This window comes from Bacillus salacetis (genome assembly GCF_003581585.1).
GTDB classification, from domain to species: domain Bacteria; phylum Bacillota; class Bacilli; order Bacillales; family Bacillaceae_B; genus Rossellomorea; species Rossellomorea salacetis.
Genome location: NZ_QXIR01000032.1, coordinates 1 through 16532, shown reverse-complemented (window position 1 = coordinate 16532; position 16532 = coordinate 1). Strand labels below are relative to the sequence as shown.

18 protein-coding genes are annotated in these 16532 nt (G+C 43.4%); 11 read left to right on the top strand and 7 right to left on the bottom strand.

The genetic code is table 11. The features are described 5' to 3' along the window. The first annotated feature begins 143 nt into the window (after positions 1 to 143). A complete protein-coding gene (locus tag D3H55_RS18745) occupies positions 144 to 419 on the top strand; it encodes a UPF0223 family protein (RefSeq protein ID WP_119548831.1) in 276 nt (91 codons plus the stop codon). 50 nt (positions 420 to 469) lie between these two features. On the opposite strand, the gene D3H55_RS18740 is transcribed toward D3H55_RS18745, so the two are convergent. Then, the gene (locus D3H55_RS18740) at positions 470 to 1090 is read right to left on the bottom strand and encodes a YktB family protein (protein ID WP_119548830.1); all 621 of its coding nucleotides are present in this window, start codon (positions 1088 to 1090) and stop codon (positions 470 to 472) included. Between the two features lie 193 nt (positions 1091 to 1283). On the opposite strand from D3H55_RS18740, the gene D3H55_RS18735 reads away from it, so the two are divergent. After that, positions 1284 to 1466: a YkzI domain-containing protein gene (locus D3H55_RS18735; protein WP_338067962.1), complete on the top strand. Its 183-nt coding sequence runs from the start codon at positions 1284 to 1286 to the stop codon at positions 1464 to 1466. Between the two features lie 249 nt (positions 1467 to 1715). Next, positions 1716 to 2522, top strand: a complete 807-nt coding sequence (locus D3H55_RS18730; RefSeq protein ID WP_119548828.1) for an inositol monophosphatase family protein — start codon at positions 1716 to 1718, stop codon at positions 2520 to 2522. Positions 2523 to 2749: 227 nt separating this feature from the next. Here the strand turns inward: D3H55_RS18730 and D3H55_RS18725 are convergent, their stop codons facing one another. Continuing rightward, positions 2750 to 2935, bottom strand: coding sequence for a YlaF family protein (locus D3H55_RS18725; protein WP_119548827.1), 186 nt, complete (start codon positions 2933 to 2935; stop codon positions 2750 to 2752). Positions 2936 to 3294: 359 nt separating this feature from the next. Between D3H55_RS18725 and typA the strand changes: the two genes are divergently transcribed. Together typA and D3H55_RS18715 are read left to right on the top strand one after the other, a co-directional pair. Further along, the gene (gene typA / locus D3H55_RS18720; RefSeq protein WP_119548826.1) at positions 3295 to 5139 is read left to right on the top strand and encodes a translational GTPase TypA; all 1845 of its coding nucleotides are present in this window, start codon (positions 3295 to 3297) and stop codon (positions 5137 to 5139) included. 22 nt (positions 5140 to 5161) lie between these two features. Next, positions 5162 to 5473 carry a YlaH-like family protein gene (locus tag D3H55_RS18715; RefSeq protein WP_119548825.1) on the top strand — a complete coding sequence of 104 codons (312 nt, stop codon included), beginning with the start codon at positions 5162 to 5164 and terminating at the stop codon, positions 5471 to 5473. 40 nt (positions 5474 to 5513) lie between these two features. Here D3H55_RS18715 and D3H55_RS18710 read toward each other — a convergent pair whose 3' ends face one another. Both D3H55_RS18710 and D3H55_RS18705 read right to left on the bottom strand, forming a co-directional pair. Continuing rightward, on the bottom strand, positions 5514 to 5957 hold the full coding sequence (locus tag D3H55_RS18710; protein WP_119548824.1) for a hypothetical protein: 444 nt from the start codon (positions 5955 to 5957) through the stop codon (positions 5514 to 5516). Continuing rightward, positions 5947 to 6147, bottom strand: coding sequence for a YlaI family protein (locus D3H55_RS18705; RefSeq protein WP_119548823.1), 201 nt, complete (start codon positions 6145 to 6147; stop codon positions 5947 to 5949). The genes D3H55_RS18710 and D3H55_RS18705 overlap by 11 nt, the downstream gene beginning before the upstream one ends. A gap of 220 nt (positions 6148 to 6367) precedes the next feature. On the opposite strand from D3H55_RS18705, the gene D3H55_RS18700 reads away from it, so the two are divergent. Beyond that, positions 6368 to 6826: a pyridoxamine 5'-phosphate oxidase family protein gene (locus tag D3H55_RS18700; protein ID WP_119548822.1), complete on the top strand. Its 459-nt coding sequence runs from the start codon at positions 6368 to 6370 to the stop codon at positions 6824 to 6826. 32 nt (positions 6827 to 6858) lie between these two features. On the opposite strand, the gene D3H55_RS18695 is transcribed toward D3H55_RS18700, so the two are convergent. Then, positions 6859 to 7503 carry a YhcN/YlaJ family sporulation lipoprotein gene (locus D3H55_RS18695; protein WP_119548821.1) on the bottom strand — a complete coding sequence of 215 codons (645 nt, stop codon included), beginning with the start codon at positions 7501 to 7503 and terminating at the stop codon, positions 6859 to 6861. Between the two features lie 178 nt (positions 7504 to 7681). On the opposite strand from D3H55_RS18695, the gene D3H55_RS18690 reads away from it, so the two are divergent. After that, a complete protein-coding gene (locus D3H55_RS18690; protein ID WP_119548820.1) occupies positions 7682 to 9010 on the top strand; it encodes a PhoH family protein in 1329 nt (442 codons plus the stop codon). A gap of 161 nt (positions 9011 to 9171) precedes the next feature. On the opposite strand, the gene D3H55_RS18685 is transcribed toward D3H55_RS18690, so the two are convergent. Next, positions 9172 to 9678: a peptidyl-prolyl cis-trans isomerase gene (locus tag D3H55_RS18685; RefSeq protein WP_119548819.1), complete on the bottom strand. Its 507-nt coding sequence runs from the start codon at positions 9676 to 9678 to the stop codon at positions 9172 to 9174. Positions 9679 to 9819: 141 nt separating this feature from the next. On the opposite strand from D3H55_RS18685, the gene glsA reads away from it, so the two are divergent. After that, a complete protein-coding gene (gene glsA, locus D3H55_RS18680) occupies positions 9820 to 10746 on the top strand; it encodes a glutaminase A (protein WP_119548818.1) in 927 nt (308 codons plus the stop codon). 117 nt (positions 10747 to 10863) lie between these two features. On the opposite strand, the gene D3H55_RS25310 is transcribed toward glsA, so the two are convergent. Continuing rightward, positions 10864 to 10992, bottom strand: coding sequence for a hypothetical protein (locus tag D3H55_RS25310; protein ID WP_276310253.1), 129 nt, complete (start codon positions 10990 to 10992; stop codon positions 10864 to 10866). A 236-nt stretch (positions 10993 to 11228) separates the two neighbouring features. Here D3H55_RS25310 and D3H55_RS18670 point away from each other — a divergent pair, with 236 nt between their 5' ends. The 3 genes from D3H55_RS18670 to pyc all read left to right on the top strand — a co-directional run bounded on the left by D3H55_RS18670 (position 11229) and on the right by pyc (position 16465). After that, positions 11229 to 11510: an Fpa/YlaN family protein gene (locus tag D3H55_RS18670; RefSeq protein ID WP_119548816.1), complete on the top strand. Its 282-nt coding sequence runs from the start codon at positions 11229 to 11231 to the stop codon at positions 11508 to 11510. 143 nt (positions 11511 to 11653) lie between these two features. Next, positions 11654 to 12871, top strand: a complete 1218-nt coding sequence (locus tag D3H55_RS18665; protein WP_119548815.1) for an FtsW/RodA/SpoVE family cell cycle protein — start codon at positions 11654 to 11656, stop codon at positions 12869 to 12871. A gap of 153 nt (positions 12872 to 13024) precedes the next feature. After that, positions 13025 to 16465 carry a pyruvate carboxylase gene (gene pyc / locus D3H55_RS18660; protein WP_119548814.1) on the top strand — a complete coding sequence of 1147 codons (3441 nt, stop codon included), beginning with the start codon at positions 13025 to 13027 and terminating at the stop codon, positions 16463 to 16465. The last annotated feature ends 67 nt before the right edge of the window (positions 16466 to 16532 follow it).

Here is a 16532-nt window from a genome sequence, read left to right as displayed (position 1 = left end):
CTACTGTGGAACTGGAGTTTCTTCCACTGTAATGGCAGAGCAGTTCTTTTTCTTCTTATAACCAGGAATTATACTGGGTATTTTTAGGGATCAATGGCAGCATTTTGTAACAAAAGAGCTGTATAGAAAGCTGGGTGAATCATATGGAATATCAGTATTCCTTTTCTTTGGACTGGTCCACTGATGAAGTCATCGATGTAGTGGCGTTTTTTCAAAGTATAGAAGCTGCTTATGAAAAAGGAATTGAACGGGAAAAGCTGATGTCTGCGTACAGGCGCTTTAAGGAAATTGTTCCCGGCAAGGCTGATGAGAAACGAATATGCAATGAATTTGAAGAATCAAGCGGGTATTCGTCTTACAGGGCTGTCAAGCGATTAAAGGAATCGGACAGCAAAATCGTTAAAATGCAAAGCAGATAAAGAAGAGGAGGGACCAGGTCTGGTGGGGTCCCTCCTCTTCTTTAGTATGTTTATTGAAGTTTGTAAAGGGGTATTAATTTTACAAACGCATCACTGATTATTTCAAATGTTTCATCCCCTGAAAGCTTGACTGCCTGGTCTCTGGGAATTTGGATTCCACAAAGGATTTCAGCTTTCTTGACGGTTTGCAATCGTTCGAACAATGACAGCAGATCCTCTTTTTTCATCTCAGAGAAAATGTGGACACCGGGTTTTGTATGATCGCCGGACCAGACAAAGTTTTTCGGAATGATTTCAAGGATACGATCTATGTTCTTCTCTAATTTACAGCCATACTCTTCTTTATTTGGAGCCTCATAGATCATGGCAAACCACACAAAAACATGAGTTTCCCACAGGCCTATCTGAAAATGCGGATGTTTCTTATAGCCGCGCTTGTTATTGGCATATGCAACCCAGGTATCGTCCGGGGGATTGACAGACCGCCTTGCATGTTTTGCTACATGGGGAAACATTTCATCGCCGGTCATGGAACTCAGGCTTGGAGCGAAATGTTCGCCCAGCGCTTCCAGCTTTGGCCTGACAGTCTTGATCAAAGCTTCCATGCGGTCGTCCAGGCCGTCGATTGTGAAAACATCAAAATCTTTTTCTGTAAAACCATTAAATTTCATTTTGTTCCTCCTTAGGCTTGTGGACATTATTTTACCATAAGCAATAAGGGAAGAAAAAAATGTTAAACCCGGAAATAGGTTTCCGCACATTTTAGTTACCTGTTTCTTCTTCTCCACATAGAATGTACTAGATAAAATCAGAATATTAAGAATAATATTATCCGGAAGGGGTGTATTGTCCATGAAACAAGTAATGAGCTCAACACGAAAGAAAAACGTCCAGCAGCAGCGTACTGCGGTGCTGAAACTGGAAATGGATTATGAACTAGCCGTACTGTTTGAAGCCATGGAAGATAAAAACACTGCAATCCAGGTAAAATCAAAAGAAAAGCTGATGAAAATCAGGGAAGAATTAATCAAATTGAAAGCATTGTAGCTTCATAAAAAAGAATAGGCTTTATGCGGACTCTGATATAAATTTAGAAGAGTTCGTATTTTTGTGTGACGATGCTTGTTACTTGAATGGACAGTCCATCTAATTTAAGCTATATAAAAGTTAGTACATCTATACACGTTAATTGCAGATACTACATAGGGTGTTCTTTAGACGTTCAGGGTTCGCGGAAGCGGGCTGGATTGTGTTTGATGGATAAATATATATATAAATCAGGAATGGAGGATTTTAATGTCGAACTGGCAGGAAGTCGATACATATGTTAAGCACTGGATAAAAGAAGCCGGTGACAGAATCAGGAAGTCATTTAAATCGCAGCTGAATATACAAACAAAATCAAACCGTAATGATCTCGTTACCAATGTTGATCAGGAAACGGAACAATATTTCATTGAAAGAATCAGGAATACTTTTCCTGATCATTACATTCTTGGGGAAGAAGGATTCGGAGATGACCTGAAAGATACTGAGGGAACCATCTGGATCATTGATCCCATTGACGGCACCATGAATTTTGTACATCAACAAAGAAACTTTGCCATCTCCATCGGTATTTACCATGATGGTGAGGGGATGTTGGGATACATTTATGATGTGGTCCATGATGAACTGTATCATGCCCGGAAAGGACATGGGGCATTTATGGATGATATGCAGCTGAAACCTCTTGAAGAAGTGGATATAAGGGACTCAATAATAGGAGTGAATGCCCTTTGGGTAACAGAAAATAACCGTATTGACAGAGAAGTTCTTGGTCCATTGGTAAGGGATGTAAGGGGAACAAGATCTTACGGTTCTGCAGCGTTGGAAATGGCATATGTAGCGTCTGGCAGAATTGATGGCTATATGACGATGAGGCTCGCCCCTTGGGACTTTGCAGCCGGGAAGATACTTATCGAAGAAGTAGGCGGTGTGGTGACCAGCCTTGACGGCAAGGAATTGAACATCCTTCAAAAGAGCTCGGTCTTTTCCTGCAAACCCGGACTTCATGAAAATATTCAAGCTTCCTATTTAAAAGGTATTTCGTTAAACTCCTGAAAAAACAGAAAGGGCCGGCCATATAAACGGCCGGCCCTTTCTGTTAGGCTCTTTTCGTAACCTGTGTTGACACTTAATAAAATTTCTCAATGGTTTTCTGTTATTGCTCGGCAAAAATCCGTTAAGCAGAAACCTTGGAATACATTGAAATGTCCGGATCTGGGGAGGTTTCCTAATGCACCGCTAGTTCGAAAACAGCCTTCTGCAAATACTCATAATGGCAGGCTTTACAATTTGCCCTCTTCTCTATACTTCTTCTTAGTCTTGAATCCATACCCCATAACAAACACCCAGGCACAGACTGCCAGCACCGCGAGCAAAACACTTTTCTCACTGATCGCGATCCCGATTCCCATTATACAAACAGCAGCCAGAACGGCGTACATTACAAAAATCCACTTTATATTCTTCACGATTCATTTCTCCTTTAATGAAGGTTTAAAGAAACTTCATCTAAAATTCTAACAATGAAAGGACTGGATAACAAGCTTTATTCCTATAGGGGCAGCGGATGGTAATTTATTGTAATAAATATCATTGGGCTTTTACGTAATACAGTAATCATGCGCATTGGGGCAGAAAAACTTTCTTTATATGGTTTCCAGAAGCAATAATTATCAGAATAAGTTTCTGCTTTCACGAATGCTGTGATATAATGTCTTAGTTGCAAGAAAAAGGCCTCTTATGGCTTGGTTTTCTGAAGGTGTGCATGAAGACAGTTCATAATGTCTGTTATCATAAATAAAGATGACTACAATCAGGAGTGAGTACATTGAATAAAAGAAATGATTTAAGAAATATAGCTATTATTGCCCACGTTGACCATGGTAAAACAACCCTGGTCGATGAGTTGTTAAAACAATCCGGAATTTTCCGTACGAATGAACATGTAGAAGAACGTGCGATGGATTCCAACGATCTTGAAAGAGAAAGAGGAATTACGATCCTCGCCAAAAATACTGCCATCCAATATAAAGAAACAAGAATCAACATTCTGGATACACCAGGACACGCAGACTTCGGTGGTGAAGTTGAGCGTATCATGAAAATGGTTGACGGTGTTTTGCTTGTTGTTGACGCTTATGAAGGCTGTATGCCCCAGACACGCTTCGTGTTGAAGAAAGCTCTTGAGCAAAACTTAACACCGATCGTTGTTGTGAATAAAATCGACAAGGATTCAGCGCGTCCTGAGGAAGTAATTGATGAAGTCCTTGAACTTTTCATCGAACTCGATGCTAATGAAGATCAACTTGAGTTTCCTGTTGTATATGCTTCAGCGATCAACGGTACTGCCAGCGTAGACCCGGATCCGGCAAACCAGGATGAAAACATGCAGTGTCTATATGAGTCCATTATCGAGCACATCCCTGCCCCAATCGACAATCGTGAAGAACCGCTTCAATTCCAGGTAGCACTTCTGGATTACAATGACTATGTCGGACGTATCGGGATCGGCCGTGTCTTCAGGGGGACTATGAAAGTCGGCCAGCAAGTCGCACTGATGAAAATAGATGGAAGTGTCAAAAACTTCCGTGTAACAAAGATCTTCGGTTTCATGGGCTTGAAACGCGTTGAAATCCAAGAAGCTAACGCAGGGGATTTAATCGCGGTATCAGGTATGGAAGATATCAACGTTGGTGAAACAGTATGCCCGATCGACCACCAGGACCAGCTTCCTATTTTGCGGATCGACGAGCCTACTCTTCAAATGACTTTCCTTGTAAATAACAGTCCATTTGCAGGCCGCGAAGGTAAATATGTTACGTCCAGGAAGATTGAAGAAAGGCTGCTTGCACAGCTGCAAACAGATGTGAGTCTGCGTGTTGAGAACACTGACTCTCCTGACGCATGGACAGTATCCGGCCGTGGGGAGCTGCACCTTTCTATCCTGATAGAAAATATGCGCCGTGAAGGATTTGAACTTCAAGTATCCAAACCTGAAGTAATCGTGCGTGAAATTGACGGAGTCAAATGTGAGCCGGTAGAACGTGTTCAAATTGATGTTCCTGAAGAATACACGGGAAGCATCATTGAATCGATGGGAACCCGTAAAGGCGAGATGCTAGACATGATCAACAATGGAAGCGGACAAGTAAGGTTGATTTTCATGGTGCCTGCCCGCGGATTGATCGGCTATTCAACTGAATTCATGACATTGACTCGTGGATACGGAATCATCAACCATACGTTCGACAGCTACCAGCCTATGCAAAAAGGCCAAGTCGGCGGCCGTAGACAAGGTGTAATCGTTTCTATGGAAACAGGGAAATCTTCTCAATATGGTATCATGGGTGTGGAAGATCGAGGAACGATCTTTGTCGAGCCGGGCACAGAAATCTATGCCGGCATGATTGTTGGGGAACATACCCGCGAGAACGATATTACGGTGAATATCACAAAAACAAAGCAAGCGACAAATGTCCGCTCTGCAAATAAAGATCAAACAGTAACAATCAAGAAAGCACGTATCATGACTCTTGAAGAATCATTAGAATACTTGAACGACGATGAGTACTGTGAAGTAACTCCTGAATCCATCCGCCTTCGTAAAAAGATTCTTGATAAAAATGAGCGTGAAAGAGTTACAAAAAAGAAAAAAGTAGCTGAAACGAACTAATAAACATTGGGAGTGATCAGGAATGGATGTAACTGAACGTTTATCCTTCTTTGCATCCCTCTACCGAGTGGATGAAAACCCAACGCTTGGCATGTGGCTTTTATACTTTACCATTATTGCGTTGTCAATCTTGGTGTATAAATTGGGATTTGCAAAAAAATTGCCGCCATTGAAATCAGCTGTGATTTACTTTTTCCTTGCGGCTGGTTCGACGGTATTAACTTTTTTGGGGATCTTCCTGCCTGTAGCAGAAGGCCTTGTCGTCGCTGCCTTGATTCTAATCATCTATAAAGTCAGGCTGCGGAATCATAAAAAAGAAGAAGTCAGCTCGTGAAAAAAAAGCAGGGGGAGGATCCCCTGCTTTTTTGTGTTTCTTATTTCCAGTATTTGATAATGGGATACAACTGAACAAGCGACAGCGCAAAGAGAAGATGTCCCCCGCCCCAATATGCTACAGCTTCCCAGTTGGTTATGGAAGGCACCTCTTTAACCGCCAGAAGTGATAACGGGAAATAAAGTAACAGGGCAGGGAGTGTCAAGGAGGCAGCCAGCAGCCATCGCAGCTTATACCCGGCACTCCATTTTTCAGAGAGGTGATAAAAAATCAGCCCTAAAATCATTGATACTATCAAGTGAAAGCAGAACTCAATCAATTCCGGCCAGTGAACATTTCCCATAAAGGGGATGAAATCAACATTAAGCAGGAGTGTATAGACTTTTTGATTCGTAAAATTTTCAACTGCCTTAAGAAGAATACCGAGAAAGATTCCGGAAACGGTACCCAATACGCTTCCTTTAGGAAACGTCTCAGAAGTCATTTTTGGATTTCACTGAACGGTAGAGCCTGAAGTTTCCAGTGTCTGCCCGCTCTTTTGTTCGCTTGGTGATCCTGTCCTGGCATTTTTCACACATATATGTATGGATAGGCCTGTTCCTTAAGCGTTTTGCTGTTAATGATTCATCATCGATGGACTCAATCACATCACACAGAGTGCATTTGACTCTCATATTAGACACCTCCATGTCCTTGATGCGTATGTATTTTGTTTTTAGTATACCATGCAGCAATATGGATTTCTTCTTTTTGAGTTGTTTTTGAACACTTCCTTAATATGCTCCATTAAATGGGGAGTTTGATGCAGTCTTTTTCCTGTGTCATTCTTTAATGAATTATTTTCTATTCTGAAGCCGGCTGATATATAATAGGAATAATAAAGGAGGGGTTTCATTGGCGAATCGAATTGAGCACGAATTGGTTCCTGTCTTATTTGAAGAACTTCAAAAGGAAAGGTTCATAACTGTTTCTACCGTTGACTATGAAACAGGTGGCCCAAATGTTAGTGCCATTTCCTGGGTCTTTGCAGAAAGTGAAGGAAAGATTCTCATTGCAGTGGACAGCCGTTCCAAAATCGTTAAGAATATCCTGGCAAATCCCCTAGTTGTATTGAATATCATTGCGAATGAATCCTCCTATTCGATCTGCGCCAGCGCAGAATTAAAAGCTGAAAAACTGAAAGGTGTCCCTCTTCAGCTATCCTTATTATCATGTAAGGTTAATGAAGTGAGGGATGTCATGTTTTATGGCGCAAAAATCTCTGCCGAACCTCAATACGAAAAAACATATGATAAAGAAGCCGCCGATCGTCTTGACCGGCAAGTGAAAGAAGCCATGAAAAACGCTGTTTGACCAGCTTTGTCACGGCTTCTTTCTTAGTGATATTATTGATTCTTGTCCTGGTTTTGCTGGTTTGTCGTGTTCCGGTTCTTATAATTATTCGATTGATCCTGCTGTTCTTTTTCCAGCTCATTTTCCTCTGAATTCCCGGCACTATTGTTGGATTTATCCGGTGCTTGATCCGGATTCATCTGCTGTGTGTCCTTAGGGACTTCAGGCATGAGGCGTCCTGCTATATCTGACAGCTCGTTCAGGATTCCCTGGACAGGCCTTCCATTTTCGATATCATGGCCGACTTCTTTCAGGCGGGCATATAGATCTGGGTCTGCTATGATCATTGCCTTTGCGCCATGGGGATCATCTTTAAGGGCTTCTGCAACGGAATACTTGATTGTGCCGACTTCTGACCTTTCCACTTCTGCGTCAATATCAATACCGACAAAAGCGTATCTTCCTAAGACGACAGCCGTTGCATCCTTCACGTTGGGAACCGAGCCGGCAATCCTTACCAGATTCCTTGATACTTCCTGGCTTGATTCATTCTGCTTATGCTGAATACTGCTGTTTTCCACGTTAATGGGCCTGGCGCTGTCTCCATTCCTTTCATTATCGAAAGCGGTTTGGTTATTTTGCTGATTACAACCCGATATCAGGGCGGCGAACACGAGCAAAAAAATCATTTTTTTCATTATGAAACCTCCGGATTTTTAAATGTGTAGTTCTTATTGTGTAATCTTCTTCTATATTTATTCCTTGGTTCATATATTTTAGCAACGGGCCGTCCTATTTTGTGGACTCTTATGTAATAACCGGATGAAGAGGGTCTACATACAATAGTATAAGAATAGAGGAGCAGGAGGCATCGATTTGAAAAAAATTTACGTACTGGATACCAACGTCTTATTGCAGGATCCGCAAGCGATTTTTTCCTTTCAAGATAATGAAGTTGTCATCCCGGCAGTGGTTTTGGAGGAAGTTGATGGCAAGAAACGGTACATGGACGAAATTGGGAGAAATGCAAGGCATGTATCAAAATTGATTGACAGCTTAAGACAGCAAGGAAAGCTGCATGAAGGTATTCCACTGTACAACGGCGGGTCGCTCCGCATTGAATTGAATCATCGATCTTTCCATGAACTTCAGGAAATATTTGTAGAGAAGACTAATGATAATCGTATCCTTGCTGTTGCCAAGAACCTGTCACTTGAAGAGGAGACTAAAGAAGAAGGACATCAAGTCATACTCGTCAGCAAGGATACACTTGTACGGGTTAAAGCGGACGCACTTGGACTGCAGGCAGAAGATTTCCTTAGTGACAGAGTAGTCGATGTCAGCGACATTTACAGCGGCTTCATTGAAATATATATACAGAAAGAGCTGCTGGACAAATTTTACGAAAAAGGTGAAATACCACTTGCCGATATTACTCAGCATCCATTCTACTCACATCAGTTCCTGCTGATGAAAGATTCAATGGGCAGCTCTGCTTCTGCATTGGGAATCGTTGATATAACAGGAAAGTTTGTAAGGAAATTCATCTATGACCAAGATCATATTTGGGGAATCAAGCCAAGAAATGTCCAGCAGACCATGGCAATGGAACTGCTGCTAAGGGATGATATCCCACTGGTTACGATGATTGGAAAAGCAGGGACAGGAAAGACACTGCTGACTCTTGCAGCGGGGCTCCTGCAAACAGAAGATCTTCAGGCTTTTAAGAAACTCCTGGTGGCAAGGCCGATAGTTCCCGTCGGAAAGGATATTGGATTTCTTCCTGGGGAAAAACAGGAAAAGCTAAGGCCATGGATGCAGCCGATATTCGATAATCTAGAATATCTGTTTAATACGAAGAAACCCGGAGAACTGGATGATATTCTTGCCGGGATGGGCTCTATTGAAGTGGAAGCTTTGACCTATATAAGGGGAAGGAGCATACCCGAACAATTCATCATTATCGATGAAGCGCAGAACCTTACAAAGCATGAAGTCAAAACAATTCTTACAAGGGTGGGAGAAAAGAGTAAAATTGTCCTCATGGGAGACCCGGGACAAATCGATCATCCTTATCTGGATGAATATAATAACGGTTTAACTTATGTTGTGGAGAAGTTCAAGGACCATCCTGTGGCTGGCCATATCAAGCTGATGAAAGGGGAACGGTCGGGATTGGCGCAGCTTGCAGCCGATATTTTATAATAAAAAAAACGATTCAGCAGCTGCCTCCTGAATCGTTTTTTTTGTTTGCAATGTTGAAGGATTCCTAGCAGAAAGAAAAAACAGGTGCTTTCCCCGTTCCTTATTTATGAAGAACCGGCTTTATAAGGGAGTCCAAAATAATATCCTTAGAGTAGAAAGTCTTATTTTATGATGAGCCCCCTGACGTTTTTAATCGGTTCATCTGCATTTGAGCCGTCTTTGAAGTAAATATGTACAGGTCCATCTTCCTTAAGGGGTTTTCCGGCTTTTGAAAAACCCATTAGGATATCATCGCCTTTTGATAACGGAAGTGAGATCTCCCCGCTCTGATCGCCGGTGGTAATGACAAGTGTATCGGCATCGGCATGAGGCTCGGCGTTTTTCAGGAAAGGCGCGAGCGGGATACCGAACGTGCCATTGAGGATCTTTTCCTTCTGGTATTTTTTTTCGGTCTTCAAGGTAGGCGGGGAAGTTGCTCCTTCCTGAATTTCCCTCGTCCAGTTTTTGGACATGTTCTTTGTATATTCATCAAGTTCATTGACTGCTTTCACTTCATCCTGGAAATATGTATCCAAATCGACTTTACGGTCATCAAAAATCCAGACGCCGGGATCCAGGGTGATTTTATATTTAACCTTTCCAGTCAAAGGTACAATTGTTGCATCCATCTTGATTCCCTCCATTTATGTAATACCCTAAGTATATCAAACTTTATACCGCTTTCACATCTTTCGGGATTCCTTAAAGGAGTAATGGGTTGAAAAGTAGGGAAAAGATATAGGGAATATGGTCCTGTAAGGAGGTGTGGAATGTATATAGATAATCAATTGCTTGCAAACATGGTGGATGAAGCCCGTCCCATTTCCTCGGAAGGAAGGCTGGTTGACTATATCCCTGCCCTGAAAAAGGAGAACAAAGATAACCTCGCTGTATCTGTTTGCTTTTTGAATGGGGAATTTTTCTATGCAGGTGACTATCTGGAGAAATTCACACTGCAAAGTATCTCGAAAGTCATAACACTGGCTCTGGTATTAATGGATAATGGGGAAGAAGAGGTCTTTTCGAAGGTGGGAATGGAACCAACGGGAGATCCTTTCAATTCCATCGTCAAGCTTGAAACCAACAGGGTTTCCAAGCCGTTAAACCCGATGATCAATGCCGGGGCGCTTGCTGTAACAGATATGATCAAAGGTGCAACCAATGAAGAGAAGTGGGAGCGATTATTGGCATTTGTAAATGTACTGACCGGGGAAGAGGAAGTTACTTATAACAAAGAAGTAGCAGATTCAGAATTCAATACAGCCTTTCTGAACCGCTCACTTGGCTATTTTATGAAGCAGCATGGAATCATAAAAGGTGATGTGGAGCACTTAATTTACCTCTATACAAAGCAATGCGCGTTAGAGATGAATTGTCAGGACCTTGCAAAGATCGGCGCTGTTTTTGCCAATGACGGTATGGACCCGGTGACAGGCAGGCAGCTGATAACCAGGGATGTGGCACGGATCTGTAAAACGTTCATGGTAACATGCGGGATGTATAACTCCTCCGGTGAATTCGCGATAAAAGTCGGGATACCTGCAAAAAGCGGAGTTTCAGGCGGCATCATGGGCTCGGTGCCCCGTAAATGCGGCATAGGTATTTTTGGTCCCTCTTTGGATGAAACAGGAAACAGCATTGCCGGCCTGAGGCTTTTGGAGCTGATGGGGAATGAGTATAAATGGAGTATCTTTTAAAGGCAGACAGAAAATATAAGGTTAAAATGAAGAATGAGTGTAATAAACGGTAATAGTTGTCAGGGAGAAATAAGTCCGACTAGTCGTTAGCGGCTGAACGACCCGGTGTAGTACTGTTCAGTACCCGCTGTCCTTTCGCCCGGCCAATCCAGCTCCATCGCCCGGCTGCAAGCGAACTTCAAGGTCCCTCCTGAGGTAAGCCAACATCTGCCGGAATGCGCTGGCTGTGACTCGTTTATCTCGCATGCGGAGCTAATCCAGTCATTGTGCCGCTGATCATCCCATTGCGCCGCCTTATAGGGATAAGTCTTCATCAACTCACTCCGTTCGTTGTGGTTCCTTTCCCTCATTCCGTGAGTCCCCCGATCCGCAAGTCGCTGAATAGCCGATTCTGCTATTGTTTTCCCCTTGCATTTTCTTCGGTTTAGCGATAAAATTTTAAGATAAGAGAGTCGCTATTTGTACGGAATGGGGGGATCATTATGGCGTCTGAGATGAAAATCGACCATCGTGAAAAAGCCTATCAGCTGCTGAAGGCTGACGCAGAGAAAATTTTAAAGCTTATCAAAGTACAGATGGATAATTTAACGATGCCCCAATGTCCTTTATATGAGGAAGTGTTGGATACTCAAATGTTCGGATTATCCCGTGAAATAGAGTTCGCAGTGCGCCTTGGCCTTGTGGATGAAACAGATGGAAAGACCCTGATGGATTCTTTAGAGAGAGAGCTTTCTGCTTTGCATGAAGCTTCCACTAAAAAATAAATATTCATGAAAACTCAAACAAAAGCCTATGATTGTTTGGGTTTTTTACTACGCACCCGTGAAACGGGATTCTATTTATAGACTGATAGAAGGGATTTCAACTTTAAAATAGAATATTTATAAAAAAGGGATAGGAAGAGATTATGCTAATAAAAAAAATATTAAAATCGTACGATTACTCATTGGTAGCTGTTTATTTGTTCCTGGTTTTCTTCGGGTTGATTATGATTTATAGCGCGAGTATGGTAACGGCAGTGGAATTCTACGAAACCAGCAGCGATCATTTTTACAAAAAACAGCTATTTAATATATTGATCGGTTTCGGGGCTTTTTTATTTGCAGCTGCCTTCCCGTATAAAGCTTTTACTAAATTTAAGCTTCCGTTGAAGATACTGCTGTTCGGTACGATCGGGCTCTTGCTGGCTGTGCACTTCATCGGGGTGGAAGTTAACGGGGCACAGAGCTGGCTGAACGTCGGTTTCATGCAGATACAGCCATCTGAATTTGCCAAGTTATCGGTGATCATTTATCTTGCTGCCGTTTATGCCAAAAAGCAGAATTACATAGATCAATTGAATGTTGGCGTCATGCCGCCGTTATTGCTTTTTGGTTTTATCTGTTTCCTGGTTTTCCTGGAACCGGATTACGGAACTGCCGGAATCATTTTTGTGATCGGCTGTTTTGTCATCCTCTGCTCGGGTATAAGCTTTAAGATGTTCTTCAAGCTGGGAGCAGTGGGGGCAGCATTACTGGCAGTACTTTCCCCATTCATCTATCTCGGCCGAAGGTTTATCTTTACAGAGGAAAGAGTCGGGCGGATCCATGCATATCTTGATCCCTTTCAGTATGCCCAGGGTGAGGGGTATCAGCTGGTCAATTCTTATTTAGCAATAGGTGCGGGGGGCATTAAAGGGCTTGGCCTTGGACAAGGCATACAGAAGCTCGGGTATCTTCCTGAATCACATACAGACTTTATCATGGCGATTATCGTTGAAGAACTTGGCCTTCTGGGAGTGGCTTTTGTCATTATCGGCCTTGCTTATATCGTGCTGAGGGGTATCTATACCGGAGTCAAGAGCCGCGACCCATTCGGCACCATGCTGGCAGTCGGCATATCCAGCATGATTGGACTTCAGGCCTTCATTAACCTCGGCGGGGTATCCGGGGTGATTCCGATCACAGGAGTACCGCTGCCTTTTGTCAGTTATGGGGGCTCGTCCTTACTGGTGCTGTCCCTGTCCATGGGTGTGCTCGTCAATGTATCGATGTTTGTGAAGTATGACGAAAAGTATAAGACGCAAAAAGAAAAGAATGCTGTGAACAGCAGCGAAGTGAAAAATGTATACAGCATTAATCAGTAAAACGAATACGGGCTGGTCTTTAGGAGCGATTCTTAGAAATCAGCCCTTCTATTTAAGTGGATTTGTTTGAAAAATTAAAAGATTTGATTTTTTATCCGCTGCTTAAATTCTATACATAACAGACATGATAACAGCTTAAAGGAGAGAGAGACATTGAAAAAATTCAATAAAGTGTTAGTAGCTAACCGCGGAGAGATTGCCATTCGGGTTTTCCGTGCCTGTACAGAACTTAACTTGAGGACGGTAGCGGTGTACTCAAAGGAAGATTCGGGTTCCTATCACCGTTATAAAGCCGATGAAGCCTACCTCGTGGGGGAAGGAAAGAAACCGATCGATGCATATCTTGACATCGAGGGGATCATAGAAATAGCGAAGAGAGCCGATGTCGATGCGATCCATCCAGGATACGGCTTCCTGTCTGAAAATATTAACTTTGCAAGAAGGTGTGAAGAAGAAGGAATCACTTTCATTGGTCCACATTCCGGGCATTTGGATATGTTCGGGGATAAAGTGAAAGCAAGGCACCAGGCCCAGCTGGCAGATATCCCTGTCATTCCTGGAAGCGATGGCCCTGTTTCCGGCTTGGAAGAAGTGGTGCAGTTCGGAAAGGCACACGGCTACCCGATTATCATCAAGGCATCGCTTGGAGGCGGCGGAAGGGGGATGAGGATCGTCCACGGCCCCGACCAGGTAAAGGAGTCATATGAGAGGGCAAAGTCAGAGGCGAAAGCCGCATTTGGGAACGATGAAGTATATGTGGAAAAATTCGTTCAAAATCCCAAGCACATCGAAGTGCAGATCCTGGGAGACGAGAACGGCAATATCGTACACCTTTATGAAAGGGACTGCTCTGTCCAAAGAAGGCATCAGAAGGTTGTGGAAGTGGCGCCATGCGTATCACTTGATGAACAGCTGAGGGATGAGATTTGCCAGGCTGCAGTTAAGCTGATGAAAAACGTGGATTATGTAAATGCAGGGACTGTCGAGTTCCTTGTAGCAGATAATCGTTTTTATTTTATAGAAGTCAATCCACGGGTTCAGGTTGAACATACCATTACCGAAATGATTACGGGTATAGACATTGTTCAGTCACAGATCATGATTGCCGAAGGACATGATTTACACAGTACCAAAATCGGCATTCCTGCTCAGGAAGAAATCTGGACTCATGGTTTTGCCATCCAATCCAGGGTGACCACAGAGGATCCGCTTAATAACTTTATGCCTGATACAGGCAAGATCATGGCCTATCGTTCCGGGGGAGGCTTTGGTGTAAGGCTGGATGCAGGAAACGGCTATCAAGGTGCAGTTATTACGCCATTTTACGATTCTTTACTGGTAAAAGTGTCCACGTGGGCGCTGTCCTTCGACCAGGCTGCATCCAAAATGGTCAGGAACCTCCAGGAATTCCGCATCAGGGGCATCAAGACGAATATTCCTTTCTTGGAAAATGTCATCAAACATGAGCAATTTTTGACCGGCCAGTATGACACCTCTTTCATCGATACGACCCCGCAGTTATTCATCTTCCCTAAACGGAAGGACCGGGGGACCAAGATGCTCTCTTATATAGGCAATGTGACGGTCAATGGCTTTCCGGGGATTGAAAAGAAAAAGAAACCGGTGTTTGAAAAACCAAGAATCCCAAGGTTGAATGATCTTCCTGTGATGAAAAATGGAACAAAGCAGATTCTTGATGAGCATGGTCCCGAGGGTTTGGTGAACTGGGTCAAGAACCAGGATAACGTGCTTCTGACGGATACAACATTCCGGGATGCCCATCAATCCTTGCTTGCCACAAGAGTCAGGACAAATGATTTAAAAGCGATTGCGGAACCTACGGCACGCTTGCTCCCGGATCTCTTCTCTTTGGAAATGTGGGGCGGTGCAACATTTGATGTCGCTTACCGCTTCTTAAAAGAAGACCCATGGGACAGGTTGATTTCCCTGCGCGAAAAGGTTCCGAATGTCCTGTTCCAAATGCTCTTGCGTGCTTCGAATGCTGTTGGTTATAAAAATTATCCTGATAACGTCATCCGTGAGTTTGTGGAGAAATCTTCCTTTTCCGGGATTGATGTATTCCGTATATTCGACAGTCTGAACTGGGTTCAGGGGATGGAGACGGCGATTGACGCAGTAAGGCAGAATGGAAAGATTGCTGAAGCGGCCATTTGCTACACTGGCGATATACTTGATCATTCCAGACAGAAGTATAATGTCCAATACTATAAAGACCTTGCAAAAGAACTTGAAGCCCAAGGTGCGCATATTCTTGCCATAAAAGATATGGCCGGATTGTTGAAACCCGAGGCAGCCTACCGCCTGATTTCTGAACTGAAAGATACAGTTGCCCTGCCTATTCACCTGCACAGCCATGATACAAGCGGAAATGGGATTTTCATGTATGCAAAAGCGATCGAAGCTGGAGTGGATATCGTCGATACTGCCCTGGGATCCATGTCAGGACTGACCTCTCAGCCAAGTGCCAATTCACTCTATTATGCAGTGAAAGGGATGGAAAAGGAGCCGAAAGTGGAAGTGAATTCATTAGAAAAACTTTCACATTACTGGGAGGATGTCAGGAAATATTATCAAGACTTCGAAAGCGGTATGATGTCTTCCCATACTGAAGTTTACCAGCATGAAATGCCTGGCGGGCAATACAGTAATCTGCAGCAGCAGGCGAAAGCAGTGGGACTTGGTGACCGCTGGGACGAAGTTAAGGAAATGTATTCCAGGGTCAACCACCTGTTTGGTGATATCGTAAAGGTCACCCCTTCTTCAAAAGTGGTTGGTGATATGGCGTTATTCATGGTTCAAAACGATTTAACGGAGACAGATGTGCTGGAGCGAGGGGATAAGATCGACTTCCCGGATTCAGTCATAGAATTATTTGAGGGATACTTGGGACAGCCTTATGGCGGTTTCCCCGGGAATCTGCAGAAAGTCATCTTAAAAGGAAGGGAACCTATTACAGTGAGGCCCGGTGAGCTCCTGGATGATGTGGACTTTGGCAAGCTGAAAGAGAAACTGTTTAACGATCTTGACCGGCAGGTGACAAGCTTTGATGCCATAGCATATGCACTGTATCCGAAAGTCTTCATGGAATACAATCAGATGGTAGATACCTTTGGGGATATCTCAGTGCTTGATACACCGACCTTCTTATATGGAATGAGGCTCGGCGAAGAAGTTGAGGTGGAAATCGAGACAGGCAAGACATTGATTGTGAAATTGATCTCACTTGGCCAGCCGCAGGCGGATGGTACAAGAATCGTTTACTTTGAACTGAATGGGCAGGCCCGTGAAGTCGTGGTCAAAGATGAGAGCATCAAGGCTGCAGTTGCAGTAAAGCAGAAAGCGAATCCTAAGAATGAGACCCATATAGGGGCAACCATGCCCGGGACAGTTTTAAAAGTGATTGTGGAAAAAGGTGAAAAAGTTAACCAGGGTGATCACCTGCTGATCAATGAAGCCATGAAAATGGAAACAACCGTACAGGCACCCTTCAGCGGAACAATCAAGGATATTTTTGTGAAAAGCGGGGATGCCATTGCACCAGGTGACCTCCTGATTGAAATAGACAGGAATTAAATAAGCCAGCCAGTTTCTTTTAAAAGGTAAAAGTTAAAAAAAAAAGGATGGGATATAATTCCCATCC

Bases quoted from the DNA above. Each gene is read 5' to 3' on its own strand.
- D3H55_RS18745 (WP_119548831.1), top strand. From the start codon at position 144: ATGGAATATCAGTATTCCTTTTCTTTGGACTGGTCCACTGATGAAGTC.
- D3H55_RS18740 (WP_119548830.1), bottom strand. From the start codon at position 1,090: ATGAAATTTAATGGTTTTACAGAAAAAGATTTTGATGTTTTCACAATC.
- D3H55_RS18735 (WP_338067962.1), top strand. From the start codon at position 1,284: ATGAGCTCAACACGAAAGAAAAACGTCCAGCAGCAGCGTACTGCGGTG.
- D3H55_RS18730 (WP_119548828.1), top strand. From the start codon at position 1,716: ATGTCGAACTGGCAGGAAGTCGATACATATGTTAAGCACTGGATAAAA.
- D3H55_RS18715 (WP_119548825.1), top strand. From the start codon at position 5,162: ATGGATGTAACTGAACGTTTATCCTTCTTTGCATCCCTCTACCGAGTG.
- D3H55_RS18710 (WP_119548824.1), bottom strand. From the start codon at position 5,957: ATGACTTCTGAGACGTTTCCTAAAGGAAGCGTATTGGGTACCGTTTCC.
- D3H55_RS18705 (WP_119548823.1), bottom strand. From the start codon at position 6,147: ATGAGAGTCAAATGCACTCTGTGTGATGTGATTGAGTCCATCGATGAT.
- D3H55_RS18695 (WP_119548821.1), bottom strand. From the start codon at position 7,503: ATGAAAAAAATGATTTTTTTGCTCGTGTTCGCCGCCCTGATATCGGGT.
- D3H55_RS18685 (WP_119548819.1), bottom strand. From the start codon at position 9,678: ATGGATGCAACAATTGTACCTTTGACTGGAAAGGTTAAATATAAAATC.
- glsA (WP_119548818.1), top strand. From the start codon at position 9,820: ATGTATATAGATAATCAATTGCTTGCAAACATGGTGGATGAAGCCCGT.
- D3H55_RS25310 (WP_276310253.1), bottom strand. From the start codon at position 10,992: ATGCGAGATAAACGAGTCACAGCCAGCGCATTCCGGCAGATGTTGGCT.
- D3H55_RS18670 (WP_119548816.1), top strand. From the start codon at position 11,229: ATGGCGTCTGAGATGAAAATCGACCATCGTGAAAAAGCCTATCAGCTG.
- D3H55_RS18665 (WP_119548815.1), top strand. From the start codon at position 11,654: ATGCTAATAAAAAAAATATTAAAATCGTACGATTACTCATTGGTAGCT.